This is a genomic window from Actinomadura sp. B10D3 (genome assembly GCF_039871695.1).
GTDB classification, from domain to species: domain Bacteria; phylum Actinomycetota; class Actinomycetes; order Streptosporangiales; family Streptosporangiaceae; genus Spirillospora; species Spirillospora madurae.
Window position 1 is genome coordinate 1 of the sequence record NZ_JBDPLY010000047.1, and the last position, 15,990, is coordinate 15,990.

General features: G+C 71.9%; 18 protein-coding genes. 4 read left to right on the forward strand and 14 right to left on the reverse strand.

Annotated features, from left to right (window positions below; all coding sequences use genetic code 11):
• Window positions 1-167: 167 nt before the first annotated feature.
• Window positions 168-386, forward strand: coding sequence for a hypothetical protein (locus tag ABGB11_RS40205; RefSeq protein WP_347640829.1), 219 nt, complete (start codon window positions 168-170; stop codon window positions 384-386).
• 298 nt (window positions 387-684) lie between these two features.
• On the opposite strand, the gene ABGB11_RS40210 is transcribed toward ABGB11_RS40205, so the two are convergent.
• The 6 genes from ABGB11_RS40210 to ABGB11_RS40235 form a co-directional block, all read right to left on the reverse strand.
• Entirely contained in the window at window positions 685-1,515 is an 831-nt protein-coding gene (locus ABGB11_RS40210) for an LLM class flavin-dependent oxidoreductase (RefSeq protein WP_347640830.1), read from the reverse strand.
• 129 nt (window positions 1,516-1,644) lie between these two features.
• On the reverse strand, window positions 1,645-1,794 hold the full coding sequence (locus ABGB11_RS40215; protein ID WP_347640832.1) for a VOC family protein: 150 nt from the start codon (window positions 1,792-1,794) through the stop codon (window positions 1,645-1,647).
• A 33-nt stretch (window positions 1,795-1,827) separates the two neighbouring features.
• Window positions 1,828-2,538: a DUF4386 domain-containing protein gene (locus ABGB11_RS40220; RefSeq protein ID WP_347640833.1), complete on the reverse strand. Its 711-nt coding sequence runs from the start codon at window positions 2,536-2,538 to the stop codon at window positions 1,828-1,830.
• Window positions 2,539-2,634: 96 nt separating this feature from the next.
• Window positions 2,635-2,940, reverse strand: coding sequence for a hypothetical protein (locus ABGB11_RS40225; RefSeq protein ID WP_347640834.1), 306 nt, complete (start codon window positions 2,938-2,940; stop codon window positions 2,635-2,637).
• Between the two features lie 4 nt (window positions 2,941-2,944).
• Entirely contained in the window at window positions 2,945-3,943 is a 999-nt protein-coding gene (locus ABGB11_RS40230) for an RNA polymerase subunit sigma-70 (protein WP_347640836.1), read from the reverse strand.
• Between the two features lie 94 nt (window positions 3,944-4,037).
• Window positions 4,038-5,114, reverse strand: a complete 1,077-nt coding sequence (locus ABGB11_RS40235; protein ID WP_347640837.1) for a winged helix DNA-binding domain-containing protein — start codon at window positions 5,112-5,114, stop codon at window positions 4,038-4,040.
• Between the two features lie 175 nt (window positions 5,115-5,289).
• Here ABGB11_RS40235 and ABGB11_RS40240 point away from each other — a divergent pair, with 175 nt between their 5' ends.
• A complete protein-coding gene (locus ABGB11_RS40240; RefSeq protein ID WP_347640838.1) occupies window positions 5,290-5,811 on the forward strand; it encodes an ATP-binding protein in 522 nt (173 codons plus the stop codon).
• 96 nt (window positions 5,812-5,907) lie between these two features.
• On the opposite strand, the gene ABGB11_RS40245 is transcribed toward ABGB11_RS40240, so the two are convergent.
• On the reverse strand, window positions 5,908-6,732 hold the full coding sequence (locus ABGB11_RS40245) for an IclR family transcriptional regulator (RefSeq protein WP_347640839.1): 825 nt from the start codon (window positions 6,730-6,732) through the stop codon (window positions 5,908-5,910).
• Window positions 6,733-6,947: 215 nt separating this feature from the next.
• On the opposite strand from ABGB11_RS40245, the gene ABGB11_RS40250 reads away from it, so the two are divergent.
• Both ABGB11_RS40250 and ABGB11_RS40255 read left to right on the forward strand, forming a co-directional pair.
• Window positions 6,948-7,673, forward strand: a complete 726-nt coding sequence (locus ABGB11_RS40250) for an MSMEG_1061 family FMN-dependent PPOX-type flavoprotein (RefSeq protein ID WP_347640840.1) — start codon at window positions 6,948-6,950, stop codon at window positions 7,671-7,673.
• A 1-nt stretch (window position 7,674) separates the two neighbouring features.
• Window positions 7,675-8,616 (forward strand): PDR/VanB family oxidoreductase, encoded by a 942-nt coding sequence (locus ABGB11_RS40255; protein WP_347640842.1) that lies wholly within the window; start codon window positions 7,675-7,677, stop codon window positions 8,614-8,616.
• A gap of 71 nt (window positions 8,617-8,687) precedes the next feature.
• Here the strand turns inward: ABGB11_RS40255 and ABGB11_RS40260 are convergent, their stop codons facing one another.
• The 7 genes from ABGB11_RS40260 to sucB form a co-directional block, all read right to left on the reverse strand.
• Window positions 8,688-9,827 carry a branched-chain amino acid ABC transporter permease gene (locus ABGB11_RS40260; protein WP_347640843.1) on the reverse strand — a complete coding sequence of 380 codons (1,140 nt, stop codon included), beginning with the start codon at window positions 9,825-9,827 and terminating at the stop codon, window positions 8,688-8,690.
• A complete protein-coding gene (locus ABGB11_RS40265) occupies window positions 9,827-10,711 on the reverse strand; it encodes a branched-chain amino acid ABC transporter permease (RefSeq protein WP_347640845.1) in 885 nt (294 codons plus the stop codon). Before ABGB11_RS40265 ends, ABGB11_RS40260 begins: the two co-directional genes overlap by 1 nt.
• Window positions 10,708-11,466, reverse strand: coding sequence for an ABC transporter ATP-binding protein (locus ABGB11_RS40270; protein WP_347640846.1), 759 nt, complete (start codon window positions 11,464-11,466; stop codon window positions 10,708-10,710). The genes ABGB11_RS40265 and ABGB11_RS40270 overlap by 4 nt, the downstream gene beginning before the upstream one ends.
• On the reverse strand, window positions 11,463-12,227 hold the full coding sequence (locus ABGB11_RS40275) for an ABC transporter ATP-binding protein (protein WP_347640847.1): 765 nt from the start codon (window positions 12,225-12,227) through the stop codon (window positions 11,463-11,465). Before ABGB11_RS40275 ends, ABGB11_RS40270 begins: the two co-directional genes overlap by 4 nt.
• On the reverse strand, window positions 12,224-13,456 hold the full coding sequence (locus tag ABGB11_RS40280; protein WP_347640848.1) for an ABC transporter substrate-binding protein: 1,233 nt from the start codon (window positions 13,454-13,456) through the stop codon (window positions 12,224-12,226). Before ABGB11_RS40280 ends, ABGB11_RS40275 begins: the two co-directional genes overlap by 4 nt.
• Before the next feature lie 186 nt (window positions 13,457-13,642).
• Window positions 13,643-14,500 (reverse strand): LLM class F420-dependent oxidoreductase, encoded by an 858-nt coding sequence (locus ABGB11_RS40285; protein ID WP_347640850.1) that lies wholly within the window; start codon window positions 14,498-14,500, stop codon window positions 13,643-13,645.
• A 150-nt stretch (window positions 14,501-14,650) separates the two neighbouring features.
• Complete coding sequence (gene sucB, locus ABGB11_RS40290) at window positions 14,651-15,970, reverse strand: 2-oxoglutarate dehydrogenase, E2 component, dihydrolipoamide succinyltransferase (protein ID WP_347640851.1); 1,320 nt, start codon at window positions 15,968-15,970, stop codon at window positions 14,651-14,653.
• Between the last annotated feature and the right edge of the window lie 20 nt (window positions 15,971-15,990).

A 15,990-nucleotide genomic window follows, 5' to 3' on the forward strand; every position in this document is an offset into this window, starting at 1 on the left:
CCAACCTGGACCACGCGGGAAGGGCGACCACTCTGTCGACCCCACGGGGCCTGACCCAACCGGCCGCACAGACGGCCATCTCGGCGCCCTTCCCGCCCACATCACCCCTTGTTCAGCACACTCCTAGGTCAACAAGCGAGCACTCCATCACAGGCGACCGGGCCGCAGTGGTCCGCTACCTGGGCCCGCCGGGACGCGTGCTGTTCCGCAGCGGAGACGCCTTCGGCCTCCTGCACCTCGACGCCGCCCTGACCCCTGTTCGGACACTCGCTCTCCCGGACGGCGACACGGAGATCCGGCTCCGCTCTCACACGCTCCTCCAGGTCACCGGAGGCCACGGCACCTGGTCCCTGGAAGAGACGAAGGCTCAGACCGCTCCCGCCTGAGCGTCTCGGCCCGCAGGCCCCCAGGTACCGGGCTCGGCGAGCTCGATGATGGTGCCGAGATTGTCGGTGATGAACGCGATGCGCTGACCGATGTCCGCCACGTCCAAGCTGCGGGCGGCCACGACCTTGAAGGCCGGCTGGAGCAGGCCGATGATCGCCTGGCGGCCCCGGGCATGGGTGCCGCGGAAGTCGATGAGGTCGGCGTCGGGCGTGTGGAACGAGGCGTAGGCCGCGGCGTCGCCCCGCGCCCACCTGCTCCGCGCGCTCCACGGCAGGCGCCGCCGGACGGATCTCGGGTCTACCGTCCGTTCAGCTCGGCCACGATCGGGGCGAAGGTTTCGGCGGCGTTGGCGCCGAAGACGAAGTAGGAGAGGCCGATCTCCTCGCGCCGGCGCTGGATCTCGTCGGCGGCCGCCGCGGGGTCCTCCGGGAGCACCGCCAGCGAGTCCGCCGCGCGGAGCGCGGCGGGGTCGGTGTCAGGGGACGCCATGAACGGGGCGACGGTGTCGCCGGTCACCGCCACGTGCTGCGCGAGTTCGAGGTCGTGGGCGGCGCGGAAGTCGCGGACCACCCGGGTGATCTCGTCCCGCTCGTCTCCCGGCATCAGCGCGATGGCGACCGTGTCCGCGACGTCGGCGGCCAGAGCCAGCGCCTTCGGCCCGCGCGCGGCCATCACCACCGGCGTGTGCAGGTCGGAACCGTCGAGATCCCGCAGCTCCGTGACGGTGTCGCGCACCTGGCCCAGCCGCTCGCCCGGCGGCGGGGCGGGCAGGCCCCGCTCGCGCAGTTCCTCCTCGATGCCGGGCCTGCCGGTGCCGATGCCCAGCTCGAAGCGGCCGTCGGTGAGCACCGACAGCGAGTGCGCCTCCCACGCGGTGCTCCAGGCCGGACGCAGCGGCGAGGCGTACACCCAGGTGCCCACCCGCAGGTCCGTGATGGTGGCCGCGACGGCCAGCGTGGGGGCGGGAGCCGGCTGCCATCGCGGGACGTCGGGCATCAGGAGCGTGGAGTAGCCGCTGTCGGCGATGCGGCGCACCCGGTCGCGCCACGTCCGCAGATCGGTGGTGAGCGGGGCGACGCCCCCGAATCGGAAGGGCCTGGTACCGCTGGTCGCCGTCGAGTCGGTCATCGTCCTGTCCTCATCGTTCGTAGGGATGGTTCCGTCGAGCGCCCTGGGAGGCGTCTCACCCTCGCTACGAACGACGACGCCCCGATTCGACACCGCTGCCGAATCTCTGGCGAGGATTCTCCGGGTTCGTCAGCCCGAGCCGGAGGGTGCCCGGCTCAGGTCCACGACGCAGAAGACGTTCCCGTCAGGGTCGGCGAGGACGACGAAGTCCGGGTCCGGCGGGTACAGGTCCCAGTCGACCCTGGTCGCTCCGAGGTCGATGAACTGGAGTTGCAGCATGTCGTCCCCCTGACGGTCGCACCACCACGGTCCCTACCCATCAAACCCGGCGGAACGGAAGCCCTTGGTGATGAGCCAGATGCCCAGGGAAGCCTCCCAGACGATTTCCGGCGCCGTGAACAGGAAATTCACCGGAGACTGCTGCTCGTAGGCGCCGAAGAGGACGGCGGTCGCGGTGGCGCAGGCGATCGGGCCTCCGATGGGCCCGATGAGTGCCATCGGACGTGGCACCAGGCCCGAGCGATACATCAGATAGCCCAGCAACAGACCGTTGCCGAAGCCCGCACAGAAAGCGGGACCGAGCAGGAACGTCTGGTCTTTCAACGCCACGAGCGACTGGCCGATCAGCGTCGCGTCGGCGCCGCCGCCCGCCAGGTCCTGCCGCAGTGCCACGACGGCGAGGACGCTGACGACGCCGATCAGGATGAGAGTCGACTCGACGATGCGCAGGCCGACGTAGCCCAAGGCGATGCTCTCGCTCTGCCGCTTCAGGACCGGGAACAGCACGACCGCGGTGGCGATGTTCGCGACGGCGGTCAGCACCTCAAGGAAGGCTCCGAACCGCACCTGCGTGTCCGCGCCCACGCCCACGATGTAGTTCGCCTCGTTGATCACCGGGTCGTACAGGAAGACCGCCGGGATCGAGAAGACGAAGGTGACGACGAACCAGACACCGGCGATCCTGGCGGTCCGCTGAACGGCGTCCGCCGATCCTCCCGGCCTCCGAGCTTCGATCGTGTCCACGCGACGCTCCAAGGCCTCGATCCGCCCCGCCGACTACCGGGATGGTCGTAGAAAACCACGCTGGGCGGGCGCTGTCCGCACCCGCCCGTGGCCGGATCAAGCCGCGTTCCCGGTGTCGTCCGTCCTGTCCATGTCGTCCTCCGCGTGAGGGTGTGGTGACCGGCGAGTGAGGGTTTCGGGGGTGACGATGTGCAGCGTCGCCGTGGCGCGATCGGGGTTCCGCAGGGCGCGGACTCCGGTGCCGTGCAGCCAGAACCCGGCGCCGCGGCCGAGGACCGGTCCGGGTTCGCCGTCGCGCAGCTCCAGCTGCACCCGCCCGCGGGCGACGACGCCGAACGCGTCCGACCACTCGGCCGCGACGACCGCGACACGCGCGCCACCGCGCAGCGCGAGCGTCCGCACGGGACTACTCCGTGCCGTCCGCCGGCAGCCGCTCCGGCAGCCCGAGCCGGGGGAACTGGTCGTCGTGGAAGGTGGTGATCTCGGCGATCGCCCCGCCCGCGACGCGCAGGACGTCGATCGTCAGCGGCAGGTACGGGCCGCCGCTCTCCCGCTTCTGGTAGAAGGCGACGGCGGGCTGCCGGTTCACGGAGGTGGGGACGGCGCGCAGGCCCGTCATCTCCCCGAAGCCGCTCTCGACCCAGTCGTTCACCACGGCGTCGCGGCCGATGTACAGGCCGGGGGTCGGCGGCATCGAGCACCGGACGTCGTCGCGCAGCAGCGTCGCGAGCGTGTCGATGTCCGTGGCCACGCTGGCGTCGGTGTAGCGGCGCACCACCTCGCGCGTCCCGGCGTCCTCCTCGCCGCCGGTCCAGTCCTGCCGCTCGGCGGGCAGGTGCTCCCGCATCCCGGCGCGGGCCCGCTGCAGCGCGCTGTTCACCGAGTTGACGGAGTCGCCGAGGAGTTCCGCGACGTCCTTGGCCGGCCAGCCGAGCACGTCCCGCAGGATCAGCACGGCCCGCGGGCGCGGGGCGAGGTGCTGGACCGCGACCAGGTACGCGAGCTCGATCGTCTCCCGCGCGACGGCGACCGCCTCCGGCTCGTCCGCGCCGCCCGCGGGCAGCTCGTCGAGCAGCCGGTCCGGGTAGGGCTGGAGCCACAGCACCTCGCCGCCGGTCGCGGGGTCCGGGCGGCGCTTGGCGAGCAGGTCCAGGCAGGCGTTGGTGGCGATCCGGTACAGCCAGGCGCGGAACGTCGACCGCCCCTCGAAGGTCTCCCGCCGCCGCCAGGCGCGCAGGAACGTCTCCTGGACGGTGTCCTCGGCGTCCTCGAATGATCCGAGCATCCGGTAGCAGTGCACGTGCAGCTCCCGACGGTGCCGCTCCGCCAGCCCCGTGAACGCCGGCTCGTCGACCTCGGCCAGACCGCTGACGCCCAGCTCCTCCATCTGCCTGTCCGCACCCATCACGTATCCTTCCCACTCGTCGTGTCCGTCGTATGTGTGACGGGTGCGGGCCCGAGAACTCATCACTCGGGTGATCCGCTGCACCGGACGGCGGTCAGGGAAGGGTGAGTTCGGCCTTGAGCCGGAGGTATTCGCCGTACCGTCCGGCGGCCTGGTCGAGGGCTTCGATCTGCGGAGGCGTCAGGGCCCGGTAGGGCCGCAGGTCGAACCGCACGCGGTCGCGGCCGATGGTGCGCCGCATGGGCGCGACGAGCTGCCCGTCGACCAGCGCCATTCCGGTCGTGGCCTCCCGGGAGCGCGGGACGTCCCCGGCGGCGTCCAGCACCCAGCGGGAGTCCTGGTAGCCGCGGTAGGTCTCGTCGAGGATCTGCAGGAGATGGCCCGCGGGCTCCTGCGGCCCGCCGGGAGGTTCGCCTGGGGCGTGCCAGAAGGTGCGCCCGTCGTGCTCGAACGAGTCCAGCCGATCACGCACCTCGTGCAGGCCGGTGCGCACGTCGGTGAGGGTGAGCGTCGCCCAGTAGGCGAGATCGCGTTCGGTCGCGGGGCCGTGCCCGGTGTAGTAGCGCAGCGCGAGCTCGGCCAGGGCCTCGGTCCGGGAGAGCCGCCGCGGTGCGGGGACGCGCTCGGCCATGAGCGCGTAGGTGTGCTCGCCACCGGCGACCCGTCCGCTGCAGATCAGCCCGTCCAGCTCGGCGTGGGCGAGCAGGATCATCAGCATCTGCCCGTCGCTCGTGACACCGCGCTCGCGCAGCTCTTCGGCCAGTTGCGCGCGGGTGAGCTGCCCCCGGCTCTCCAGGGCCTCCAGGACGGCGGCGATAGCCCGGTCGATGGAACCTTCGTCGAGACCGTGCGCGTTGCGCAACTGCTGGCCGGTGAGCCGGCGTACGCGAGGGCCGGTCAGGTCGAGCAGCCAGCCGATGTCCTCGGCCCGCGCGAAGTGCCAGGTCGGGCGCAGCACGTGCGTGCGGACGACGGCACCGGACGCGAGGAGGGCCGCCAGATCGGCCTCGTCGGGGTTCCGCGTGCGCGAGGCCACCGCCCACGCCGCCTGACCGGGGTTCTCCGCCTGGACGGCCAGCAGCGAGCCCACCACCTCACCGGCCGACCCGGCATGGGGCCTGACCAGATGCTGGCTGCGCAACCGCCAGCGGGCAACGTCGATGTCCCGCATCACGCCACCGTCCTCTGGAACCGAAGCGGGACCAGCCTAGCCAAGCCCGGGGTTGGCACCACGTGCCAGACCGGTTGACACACCGCGCAAAGGGCTTCCCATGTCGTGCCTGCTCCGTAGCGTTGGACATACCTGCCGCAACAGCCAACGAACGGTGTCTCTGCGAGTGATAGATATGTCAGCGAACGAGCATGCCGCCCCGCCCATCGGGCTCCCGGTGCACGGGGCCGTGGAGACGGCGCACAAGATCGGCCTAGAACAGCACCGGAGCGTTCGGGACGCCGCAACGCCCGGCCGCCGCGAGGCGGACGCGATCTGCCGCGGGCTGTCCGGGGTGGCCACCTTCCCCGGTGTCAGCCGCTCGGCGGGGCGTGCACGCGCGTTCGTCCGCGAGGTCCTCGGAACGAACGCGTCGGCCGACACGGTGGAGCTGTGCGTCAGCGAGCTGGTCGCCAACGCCGTGTGCCATTCGGCCAGCGGAGACGGCGGTCAGGTCACCGTCGCCATCGGCGTGAACGGCGACCGCGTCCGGGTCGAGGTCACCGACGACGGCGATGCGGGCAGTGCGCCGCATGTGATGGACGACCCCTCCGCCGAGCACGGGCGCGGGCTGATGGTCGTCGACGCCCTCGCGGCCCGCTGGGGCGTCATCCCGGGCCCGACGGGTTCGACGGTGTGGTTCGAGTACGCCGGATGATCCAGGGTCGACTCTCGGCTCGCATAGTGCACATGCGTCCACATTGTGGCGGCGGTGCCACGGTGCGGAGGCTCCGGGCCGGGCGTCCGGGGCGCGTCAGCGGTGGTAGAAGTCGATGGCCAGTTCGGTGACGAGGGTGCTGATCGCGCGGGCGGTCTCGACGACCTGGGGGGCGATCACGTCCCGCAGCTCCGTTTTGTCCAGCGGGCGGGCGATGGAGACGTTGATCGCGGCGATGGGGCGGCCCGCGGCGTTGAAGACCGGGGCGCCGACCCCGCGGATGCCGAGGACCATCTCCTCGTCGTTGAGCGAGTACCCGCGGCTGCGGATGAGGTCGAGCTCGCGCACGAGCTTGTCGTGGTCGGTGATCGTGTACTGGGTGACGGCCTCCAGCTCGCGGTCGCCGATGATCGCCTCGATCTCCTCGCGGGGCAGGAACGCCAGGATCGCGCGGCCGAGGGAGGTGGCGTGGACGGGCAGGCGGCTGCCGACGAAGAGCCGCAAGGCGAGCAGGTCGTCATTGAGCAGGCGCGCCACATAGACCACCTCGGCGCCGTTCAGCAGCGCCATGTTGACCGTTTCGCCGGTGCTCTCGCGAAGCCTCTGGAGATAGGGCCGCGCCATTTCCGGCAGCTCCCGGCTGCTCAGCGCGGCGCGCGCAAGAGAGATCGCCTTGAGTCCAGGGCGGAATGTCCTGGAGCTGGTCTCTTCGAGATAACCGAGGTTCAGCAGCGTCCGGCAGAAACGGTACGCCGTGGCGCGGTTGAGGCCGGTGAGCGTCGCGATGTCGCTCGTCGTGAGCGCGGGACGCCTCTCGTCGAACAGCTCCAGGATCCCGAGGGCGCGCGAGACGGACTGGATGCCGTCCTTCTTGCCGACATCCCCATCATCAAGCGAATGGGAGTTCGATTTGCGAGCCACGACATCGATGCTATCGCACGTCAGCGACCACTTCATCTCGGTGACCGCCCCCGGGCGTCCCGGGCCGCCGCCCCGCAGCCCGGAACCACGATCTACATGGGAATACACCGGCCTCACGGGACTTCGCGGGCCCCTGGGACGACGGGTGAGGCAGCGCGGACGATCCAGCCCGGACGCATCTTCACCGGCAGACCTGAGGACGGTATGCTCATCATATGAACGATGCGTCGGAATATGAGCAGTCTCGTCCGGCGTCTCGCGGGTCCGCGGACCCGGTCCGCGACGGGGTCCCGGCGGCGTGGGCGACACGCTTCCGACGGCTCGGCGGCGCGGAGGCGCGCGACCTGCTCGGCGAGCCCGACCCGGAGACGCGGCTGAAAATCCTGGACCATCTCGACCACAATTGCCGCGCCTTCATCGCCCATGCGCCATTCTGCTGCCTGGCCACGTCGAACGCCGCCGGTGCGGCGGACTGCTCGCCGCGCGGCGACTACCCGGGATTCGTGCGGGTCCTGGACGAGAACACCATCGCCGTCCCCGACCGGCTCGGCAACAAACTCGGCGACTCCTTCGGAAACATCATCGAGAATCCGCACCTCGGGCTGCTGTTCTTCGTCCCCGGCGCGGTGGAGACGCTGCGCGTGAACGGGCGCGCCTACATCACCGACGATGACGACCTGCGGACGATGCTCGAACAGGACGGGGTGCGCCCGCAGATGGTCACCGTCGTCGAGGTGGACGAGGCGTACCTGCACTGCGGCCGGGCGCTCCTGAGGTCCAGGTTCTGGGAGCCGGACATGAAGGACCTGGCCGCCGAGATCCCGTCCCCCGGAACCTTCTGGGCGGACGCGGCGAAGGCGGCGGGCGCGACCGGTGGCGACGGCCTGGACGCGGCACGCCTGGACGGCCTGTTCGAGGCCGGCTACCAGGAGCTCTACTGAGATGATGCTCCGTGAAGGCGGCCGCCTCCTCACCGTGGTGGAGACCGAGCGGCAGGCCCGCGACATCGTGGCTCTGGACCTCGCCGACCCGGCGGGCGAACCGCTTCCCGCGTGGGAGCCGGGAGCGCACATCGACGTCCAGCTCGTCACCCGGCATCTGCGCCAGTACTCGCTGTGCGGCGACCCGGACGACGGAAGCCGCTACCGCATCGCCGTCCTCCGGGAGCCCCTGTCCCGCGGAGCCTCGGCGTACGTGCACTCGTTTCTGCGCCCCGGCAAGCGGGTGCGCGTCTGGGAGCCGCGCAACCACTTCGCTCTGGAGCCCGCCGAACGCTACGTCTTTCTGGCGGGGGGAATCGGGATCACGCCGATCCTGCCGATGGCCGTGCGCGCCGCCCGTGCGGGCGTCCCGTGGAAGCTCGCCTACAGCGTCCGGCACCACGAGGACGCGGCGTTCCGCGACGAGCTGGCCGCGCTCGGCGGTGACGTGACGATGCGCGCCACCGCCACCGAGGGGCGTCTCGACCTCTCCGCCTACCTCGGACCGGGCGAGGCGGGGACGGGCGTCTACTGCTGCGGTCCCCCGAGCTTCGTCGACGCCGTGCAGAAGGCCATGGCCGACCGGCCGGCCGGGGCGCTCAGGGTCGAACGGTTCGTGCCCGCCCCCGTGGACCACGGGCCCGCCGAACCGTTCACCGCCGTGTGCGCCCGGACGGGCACGCGGGTCCAGGTCGGCGCCGACGTCAGCCTGATGACCGCGCTGCGGCGTGCGAAGGTGCCGGTCCCCGGCGCCTGCCTGCGCGGCACCTGCGGTTCGTGCTCGGTGAAGGTGCTCTCGGGCGTCCCGCAGCACCGCGACGCGCTCCTGCCGCCGGACGCCATGGACCGCATCCACCCCTGCGTGTCGCGGGCGGCCACACCGGAGATCGTCCTCGACCTCTGAACCCACGGTCGCGGAAAGGGACGCGGCCGGTGTCAGGGACACCGGCCGGATCTCGTGACGAGGGGCGAAGGTCAGCCGTCGTCGGCTCGGGACGCGCCGGTCGTCCGCCCGACCGTCTCCGGCGCCTCCTCGGGCGCCGGTCGCGCCTCCTCCGGCTCCGTGCGGGCCGCGGCCCGGCCCTCGAACTGGAGCTCCGCCGAACCGAGCAGCCCGTGCGGGCGCCATCGCAGCATGACGATCAGGGCGACGCCGAGAACCGCCGAAGAGATCCCCGTCGGGGCGTGGATCTCGGTTCCGGCGACCGACACCCCGGTCTCGACCCGGCGCAGCAGCTCGTTGAGCACGGTGATGACCGCGGCGCCCAGCAGGGCTCCGCTGATCCCGCCGATCCCGCCGACGATCGCCATGGCGATCACCAGGACGAGCTGCGCGATGTAGAACGACGCGGGGGAGAACGCGGTGAGGAGCTGGGCGTACAGGGCCCCCGCCACACCGGTGACGAAGGCCGACAGCGCGAACGCCCACAGCCGGGAGCGCAGCACCGACACCCCGGCCGACTCGGCCGCCGTGGGCTGGTCGCGGACGGCGCGCGCCCGCAGCCCGGCGCCCGACCACTTGAACAGCGCGCTCAGGGCCACCGCCACGGCGAGGGTCGCGAACACGCCCGTGAACGTGGTGTTCTCCGGGACGCCGAAGAGCGACTGCGGGCCCCGCGTGAACGGGGTCGCCTGGGCGAGCACGTTCGTGACGATGATCAGCAGCCCGAGGGTGGCGATGGACGCGGCCGCCCCCGACAGGCGCATGAGGGCCGGCCCGGTGAGCAGCGCGACCAGCGCGGCCGCCGCGCCGCCGATCAGCAGGGCGGGCACGAACCCGACCTCGACGGACGCGAGCGGTCCCGGCAGGTCGGGCAGGACCAGCTCCTTGTCGAACATCGGGATGGCCGCGACGCCGCCCGCGTACGCCCCGACGGCCATGAACGCGACGTGGCCGAAGGAGACGATGCCGGTGTTGCCGACGAACACCTGGAAGCCGACCACCAGGATGGCGTTGATCCCGAAGAGCAGGACGATCTCCCGCATCGTCGGCGCCAGGAACAGCAGGGCGCCGAGCAGCGTCACCGCTCCGGCGGCGAGCACCGCCCCCGCGAGCGCTCCGAGCCGGCCGGCGGGGCCCGGCAGCCTGTCCGCGCGCAGTGCGAGCCTGAACATCAGGTGGCCTCCGTTCTGGCGCCGCTGAGCCCTCCGGGCCGCAGGACCAGCAGGGCGATGACGATCGCGAACACGATCGCCTGCGCGTAGGTGATCGCCCCGGCGGGCAGGACGATGTTCATCGCGACCTCGATCGCGCCGAGGGCGAGGCCCCCGAGCATCGCGCCGGAGATCCGGCCGAGCCCGCCGAGGACGATCGCGGTGAACGCCTTCAGGGTGGGCTCCAGGTCCGACCGCGGGGTGACCGCGCCGACCTTGGCGAACCACAGCAGGCCCACCACGCCGGCGATCGCCCCGCTCACCGCGAACGCGATCATCAGGACGCGGTCGGGCCGGATGCCCATCAGCCGCGCGGTCTGCGGCAGCTCCGCGGCGGCCCGCAGCTGCGCGCCGAACGCCGTCCTGTTCAGCAAGGCGTAGAACGCCGCGACGACGAGCGCGCCGCTGGCGATCGTGACCACCTGCAACACCGGGATCCGCAGGCCGCCGGTCGCGACAACCCCGGTGAGGAAGCCCGGCACGTCCAGGACCCGCGGCTTCTCCCCGAACACGAGGATCGCGATGTACTGGACGACGAGGAGCACCCCGAACGAGGTGATGAGCAGCGTGATCGGCGGCGCACCGATGAAGGGCCGGAAGGCGACGCGCCCCATCGCCATGGACAGGACCGTGACGAACAGGATGCACAACGGCACGACCAGGGCGAACGGCACTCCGGCGTCCACCAGGACGCAGGCGCCGTAGCCGCCCCAGACCAGCAGCAGCCCGTAGGCGAAATTGATCAGGTTCATGACGCTGAACACCAGCGTCAGGCCGAGGGCCAGCAGGGCGTAGGTGGATCCGACGCTGAGGGCGTCGAGCAGGTGCTGGACGAACGCGGTCACGGCGACTCCGCCCCCTTGAGCCCGAAGTACGCCTCGATGAGCAGTTCGTCGGCCCTCATCTCCGCGGCGTCGCCGTCCAGCACCTTCTCGCCCAGCTTCAAGCAGCAGGCGCGGTCGACGAAGTCGAGCGCCCGCCGGGACGACTCCTCCACCACGATCAGGCTCTGGCCCTGCTCGCGAAGCGTGCGCAGCACGGCATAGACCTCGTTTCCCATCTTCGGGGCCAGGCCGAGGCACGGCTCGTCCAGCACGAGCAGCTTCGGGTCGGCCATCAGGGCCCGGCCGATGGCCAGCATCTGCTGCTGGCCGCCGGACAGGTTGCAGCCCCGGTCCGCCCGCCGCTTGGCCAGCACCGGGAACGTCCCGTACACGCGGTCGAGCACCTCCGCGTGGTGCCGCCGCAGCCGCGCCCGCGACATGCGCCCCCGCAGGCTGGTCGCGCCGATCAGCAGGTTCTCCTCGATCGAGAGCGTGGCGAAGATGCCGCGGCCCTCGGGGACGAGCGCGATGCCGAGCCCGGCGCGCTCCTCGGCGGGCATGCCCGTCACGTCGGCGCCGTCGAACCGGACGGCTCCCTCCCACGGGGCGACCAGCCCGGAGATCACCTTCATCAGGGTCGACTTGCCCGCGCCGTTCGCGCCGAGGACGGCCACCGCCTCGCCGCGCCGGACGTCGAGGGAGACGCCCTTGAGCACCCTGGTCGCCCCGTAGCCGACCACCAGGTCCGTGACCCGCAGCAGCGGTTCCGCGGTCATGACGCCCCCAGATACGCCTCGACGACGTGGGGCTGCTCGAACGCCTCCTGCGGCGGGCCCTCGTAGATGACCCGCCCCTCGTCCAGGACCTGCACCCGGTCGCTGATGCTGAGCACGAGGTTCATATCGTGGTCGATGACGACGATCCCGCAGCCGCGCTCGTCCCGGATCCGACGGAGCTGGTCGCGCAACTCGCCGGTCTCGCCGTCGTTCAGGCCGGCGGCCGGTTCGTCCAGGAGCAGCACGCGGGGGTCTCCGGCGAGGGCCCGCGCGATCTCCACGCGACGCTGCGTCCCGTACGGCAGGTCGGAGACGACCTCGCGGGCGACGCCGTCCAGGTGCAGGCCCGCGAGCAGCCGCTCGACCTCGTCCCGGGACGTCCGGGCGGACGCGTTGCCGCCGACCGTCACGTTCTCGCGGACCGTCAGGTCGCCGAAGAGCTTGAGGTTCTGGAAGGTCCTGGCGATGCCCCCGCGGGCCCGCCGGGCCCGGGAGGCGCGGGTGATGTCGCGGCCCTGGAGCCGGATGTCGCCGCCGTCGACGCGCAGCGCGCCTGAGATGCAGTTGACGAGCGTGGTCTTGCCCGAGCCGTTCGGCCCGATGAGCCCCAGCACCTCGCCCGCGGCCAGGGTCAGGTCCGCCCCGGCCAGCGCGGTGACGCCGGCGAACCGCTTGACCGCGCCCGTCACGCGGAGCAGCGGCGGGTCCGCGTCCGGGGCGGTCCCCCGGACGCGCGGACCCGGCACGGGTGAAGCGCTCACGACGCCCCGTTCCGCAGCGTGGTCGGGTCGTAGTCGGCGACGACCTTGAACTTGCCGTTCTCCACCCCGACGACGGTCGTGCTCCAGACGGCGTACCCGTCCTTCCAGTGGGCCAGGGTGCCGCCCGGGACCTTCAGGCCGCGCTGCGCCCGGATCGCGTTCGCGGCCGAGGCGGCGTCGGTGACGTCCTTGCGCTGCAGAGCCTGGTTCACCGCCATGAAGGTCTGGTAGGCGCCCGGTGCGTTGGCCTGCTCGGGGAAGTGCCCGAAGGTCTTCTCGTACTTCGCGGTGAACGCCGCGATGGCGGGGTCGACGCCCGCGCCGTCGAAGGCGACCTGTGCCGCGAAGGCGATCGCGTTCGAACGCTTCGTCCCGACGAGCTTCGGCAGTTCGCGGGTCTGCAGCGTGATGTTGCCGACCACCGGGGTGTCGACCCCGGCGGCGCGCAGCTGCTTGACAAAGGTGCCGACCGCGGGGAAGACGGCCAGGGCCTGGATCACGTCGGGCTTCGCGGCCTTGATCTTGGAGATGGTGGAGCTGAAGTCGGACTGGCCGGCCAGCGAGTCGACCCGGTCCACGCCCGCCACGGCGCCGCCGCCGGGCTCGTACAGCTTCCGGTAGGCGGTGTCCTGTTCGGTGAAGTAGGCGAGGCCGGGGTCGAGGACCTGGAAGGTCGTGCGCCACCTGCGGTCGAGCGCGTACCTGGCCTGCGCGAGGCCGAGCTCGGTGGTGGTGATGCCGCCGCTGAAGAAGCGGTCGCCGACGGCCTTGCCGAAGACGGTCGAGGAGGCCGCCAGCGACAGGGTCAGCACCCCCTGCCGCTGCCCGATCCGGGCCGCGGCGACGCCGGTGTCGAAGTCGTCGGCGACGACGAGGATCTGGGCGCCCTTGCCGATGAGCGAGCGCGCCACCTGGGCGGCGACCGCGGGATCGGACTTGGTGTCGCCGGTGACGGTCTTGATGGGGCAGCCCTTGATGCCGCCCTGCGCGTTGATCTCCTCGATCGCGACCTGCAGCCCGCGCTTGCCGGCGACGTCGAAGAAGGAGGCGAAGCCGCTGTCGGCCTTGGCGATGCCGATGAGGATCCGGCCGTCCCGGCAGGCGAGGGAGCCCTCGCGTCCGCCGGACGCCGACGTGGCGCCGCCTGCGCACGCGGCCGCCGCGGACACTGTCAGGCCGGCGGCGACCAGCACGGGCCACCGGCGCCTCATCATGTGGGGGAACGACATACCGCCTCCAAGGTTTGATCGGTATACGTGCAGTCGTTCGCTTCGTGAAAGCACACTAACGCACGTGTTTTTGCAGGTCAAGATTCGAATGCCGCAGTATTAACGCAGGCAAGGAGAAGGAGGGAGGGATTTTGTGTTACGTCGGTGTGGCTGTCATGTTCATTAAAAGAACGTCCGTTCACATGATCAGCACCTCCCAGGGTCGGCGGCCGGGTCTCGCCCCGCCAGGCCGAGGGCGTCCCGCAGCTCGTCCACCCGCCGGCGGGCCGCCTCGGCATCGCCGGGAGGCAGCCAGAAGACGCACCGGTGCACGCCGGCCTCGGCGTACCGGGGGACGTCCGCCGGGTCCGCGCCGTACACGGTGACCGGCGCGCCCGCCCAGCCCGCCTCCCGTGCCCTCTTCCGGTACTCGGCGATGCGGTCGAGCAGGTCGGGAGCGGGTTCGGGCAGCCATTCGGTCCCGTACGCCAAGATCCGGTCCACGACGGTGGGACCGTTTCCGCCGATGAGGATGGGAAGCGGCTCCTGGACGGGCTTGGGCCACGACTGGATGCGGTCGAACGAGATGTACGGGCCCTCGTAGGACGCCACCTCCTGCGTCCAGATCGCCCGCATGGCCCGGACGCGGTCCGCGAGCACCGCCAGCCGGCGCCGGGGATCGGTGCCGTGGTTCAGCAGCTCCTCGCGGTTCCACCCCGCCGCCACGCCGAAGAGGAAACGTCCGCCGGACAGGTGGTCCAGCGTGGCGGCCTCCTTCGCCGTGGTGATGGGGTCCCGCTGGGAGACCAGGCAGATGCCCGTGCCCAGGTTCAGCGTGCGGGTCGCGCACGCCGCCGCCGTGAGCGCGAGGAACGGGTCGAGCGTCCGCGAGTACTCGGGGGGAACGTCGCCGCCCTCCGGCTTGAAATGCGCGGTGCGCTCGACGGGCATATGGGTGTGCTCGGGGAAGAAGAGCGACTCGAAACCGCCCTTCTCGGCCATGCGGGCGAGGTCGGCCGGGCCCATGCCCTGGTCCGTGGCAAAGACGGCAAGACCGAACTTCATGCGAAACTCCTGGTCCGCGAGGATGTGGAGCGCGTACTGCGCGATGTGAATGGCATGTGTGCCATGCGAACGTTGTGGCCGGGCGGGCGGGAAGCGGCCCGCCTGGCCCCGCGGGTCCCCGGACTGCGCCGGCCGGGGATCCGCGGGTCGTCAGAGTCCCGGGCCGACCGGAAGGTCGCCGGTCTCCAGGCGCTTCCTCACCCGTTCGAGGAAGCGCGCCGCGTCGGCGCCGTCGATGACCCGGTGGTCGTAGGTCAGGGCGAGATGGACCATCGACCGGACGGCCACGACCTCGCCCAGCGCCGGGGTCCGGACGACGACGGGCCGCCTGCCGATGGCTCCGGTGCACAGCACCGCGACCTGCGGCTGGTCGATGACCGCGGTGGCGAACAGCGCTCCCGCCGCGCCCGTGTCCGCCAGGGTGAACGTGCCGCCGGTCAGTTCCGCGGGATCGAGGCGGCCGGCCCGCGCCCGCTCCGACAGGTCCGCCAGCGCATGCGCCAGCCCGGCCAGGTTGAGGCTCGCGGCGTCCCGGATGACCGGCTTCACCGTGCCGCCGGGAACGTCCACCGTGACCGCGAGATGCCGACCGTCCGGATGGACGATCACCCCTGCCTCCGGGTCGACCCGGCAGTTGATCTCCGGTGACTCCGCGAGGGCCGCGAGCGCGGCCAGCGCGAGGAAGGGCCGCGGCGTCAGCTCGATGCCCTCGCGCGCCCGGAACCTCTCCCCGGCGGACGCGCACCATTCGACGATCTTCGTGACGTCGGCCTCGACGACGGTGGTCAGGTGAGCGCTGGTGCGCAGCGACTCCTTCAGGCGCGCGGCGAGCGCCCGCCGCGCGGGATCCATCACCCCGGTCGTCCCCCGGACACCTCCCTCCGCCTCCGGGCCCCGCCCGGCGACCGGCCCGGCCGGACTCGCCGGGACGGCCTCGTCCCGGCTCTTCCGGGCCGCCAGTACGTCCTGCCTCCTGATGCGGTCGCCGGGCTTGGCGGGTCGCACCGACGCCAGGTCCACGCCGTGCTCGAAGGCGAGGCGCCGGACGAACGGCGTGATGTGACCGCCGCCGGTCCGCCGCCTCCCGGGGGCGCCGGTCCGATGCGAGGCCGGCGCAGCCGGGGGCGTCCCGGCGGGAACGGGCGGGGCGGCCGATGCCGGGGCGGGTCCGGCCGCGGGCGACGCGGGCGGCGGGCCGGGAACCGTCGCCGCGGCGGGTTCCGGCACGCGCTCGGCGGCGCCGATCCGGGCGAGCTCGGTGCCGGTGGCGACCGTCTCGTCCTCCTGGACGCTGATCGACCGCAGGACCCCCGACACGGGCGCGGGGATCTCGGTGTCGACCTTGTCCGTCGACACCTCCAGCAGCGGCTCGTCGGCCTCGACATGCTCGCCCACCTGCTTCAACCAGCGGGTGACGGTGCCCTCGGTGACGCTCTCGCCCAGTTGCGGCATGGTGACGGGGACCGCCATGTCGGAGTCCTCTCTCAAGA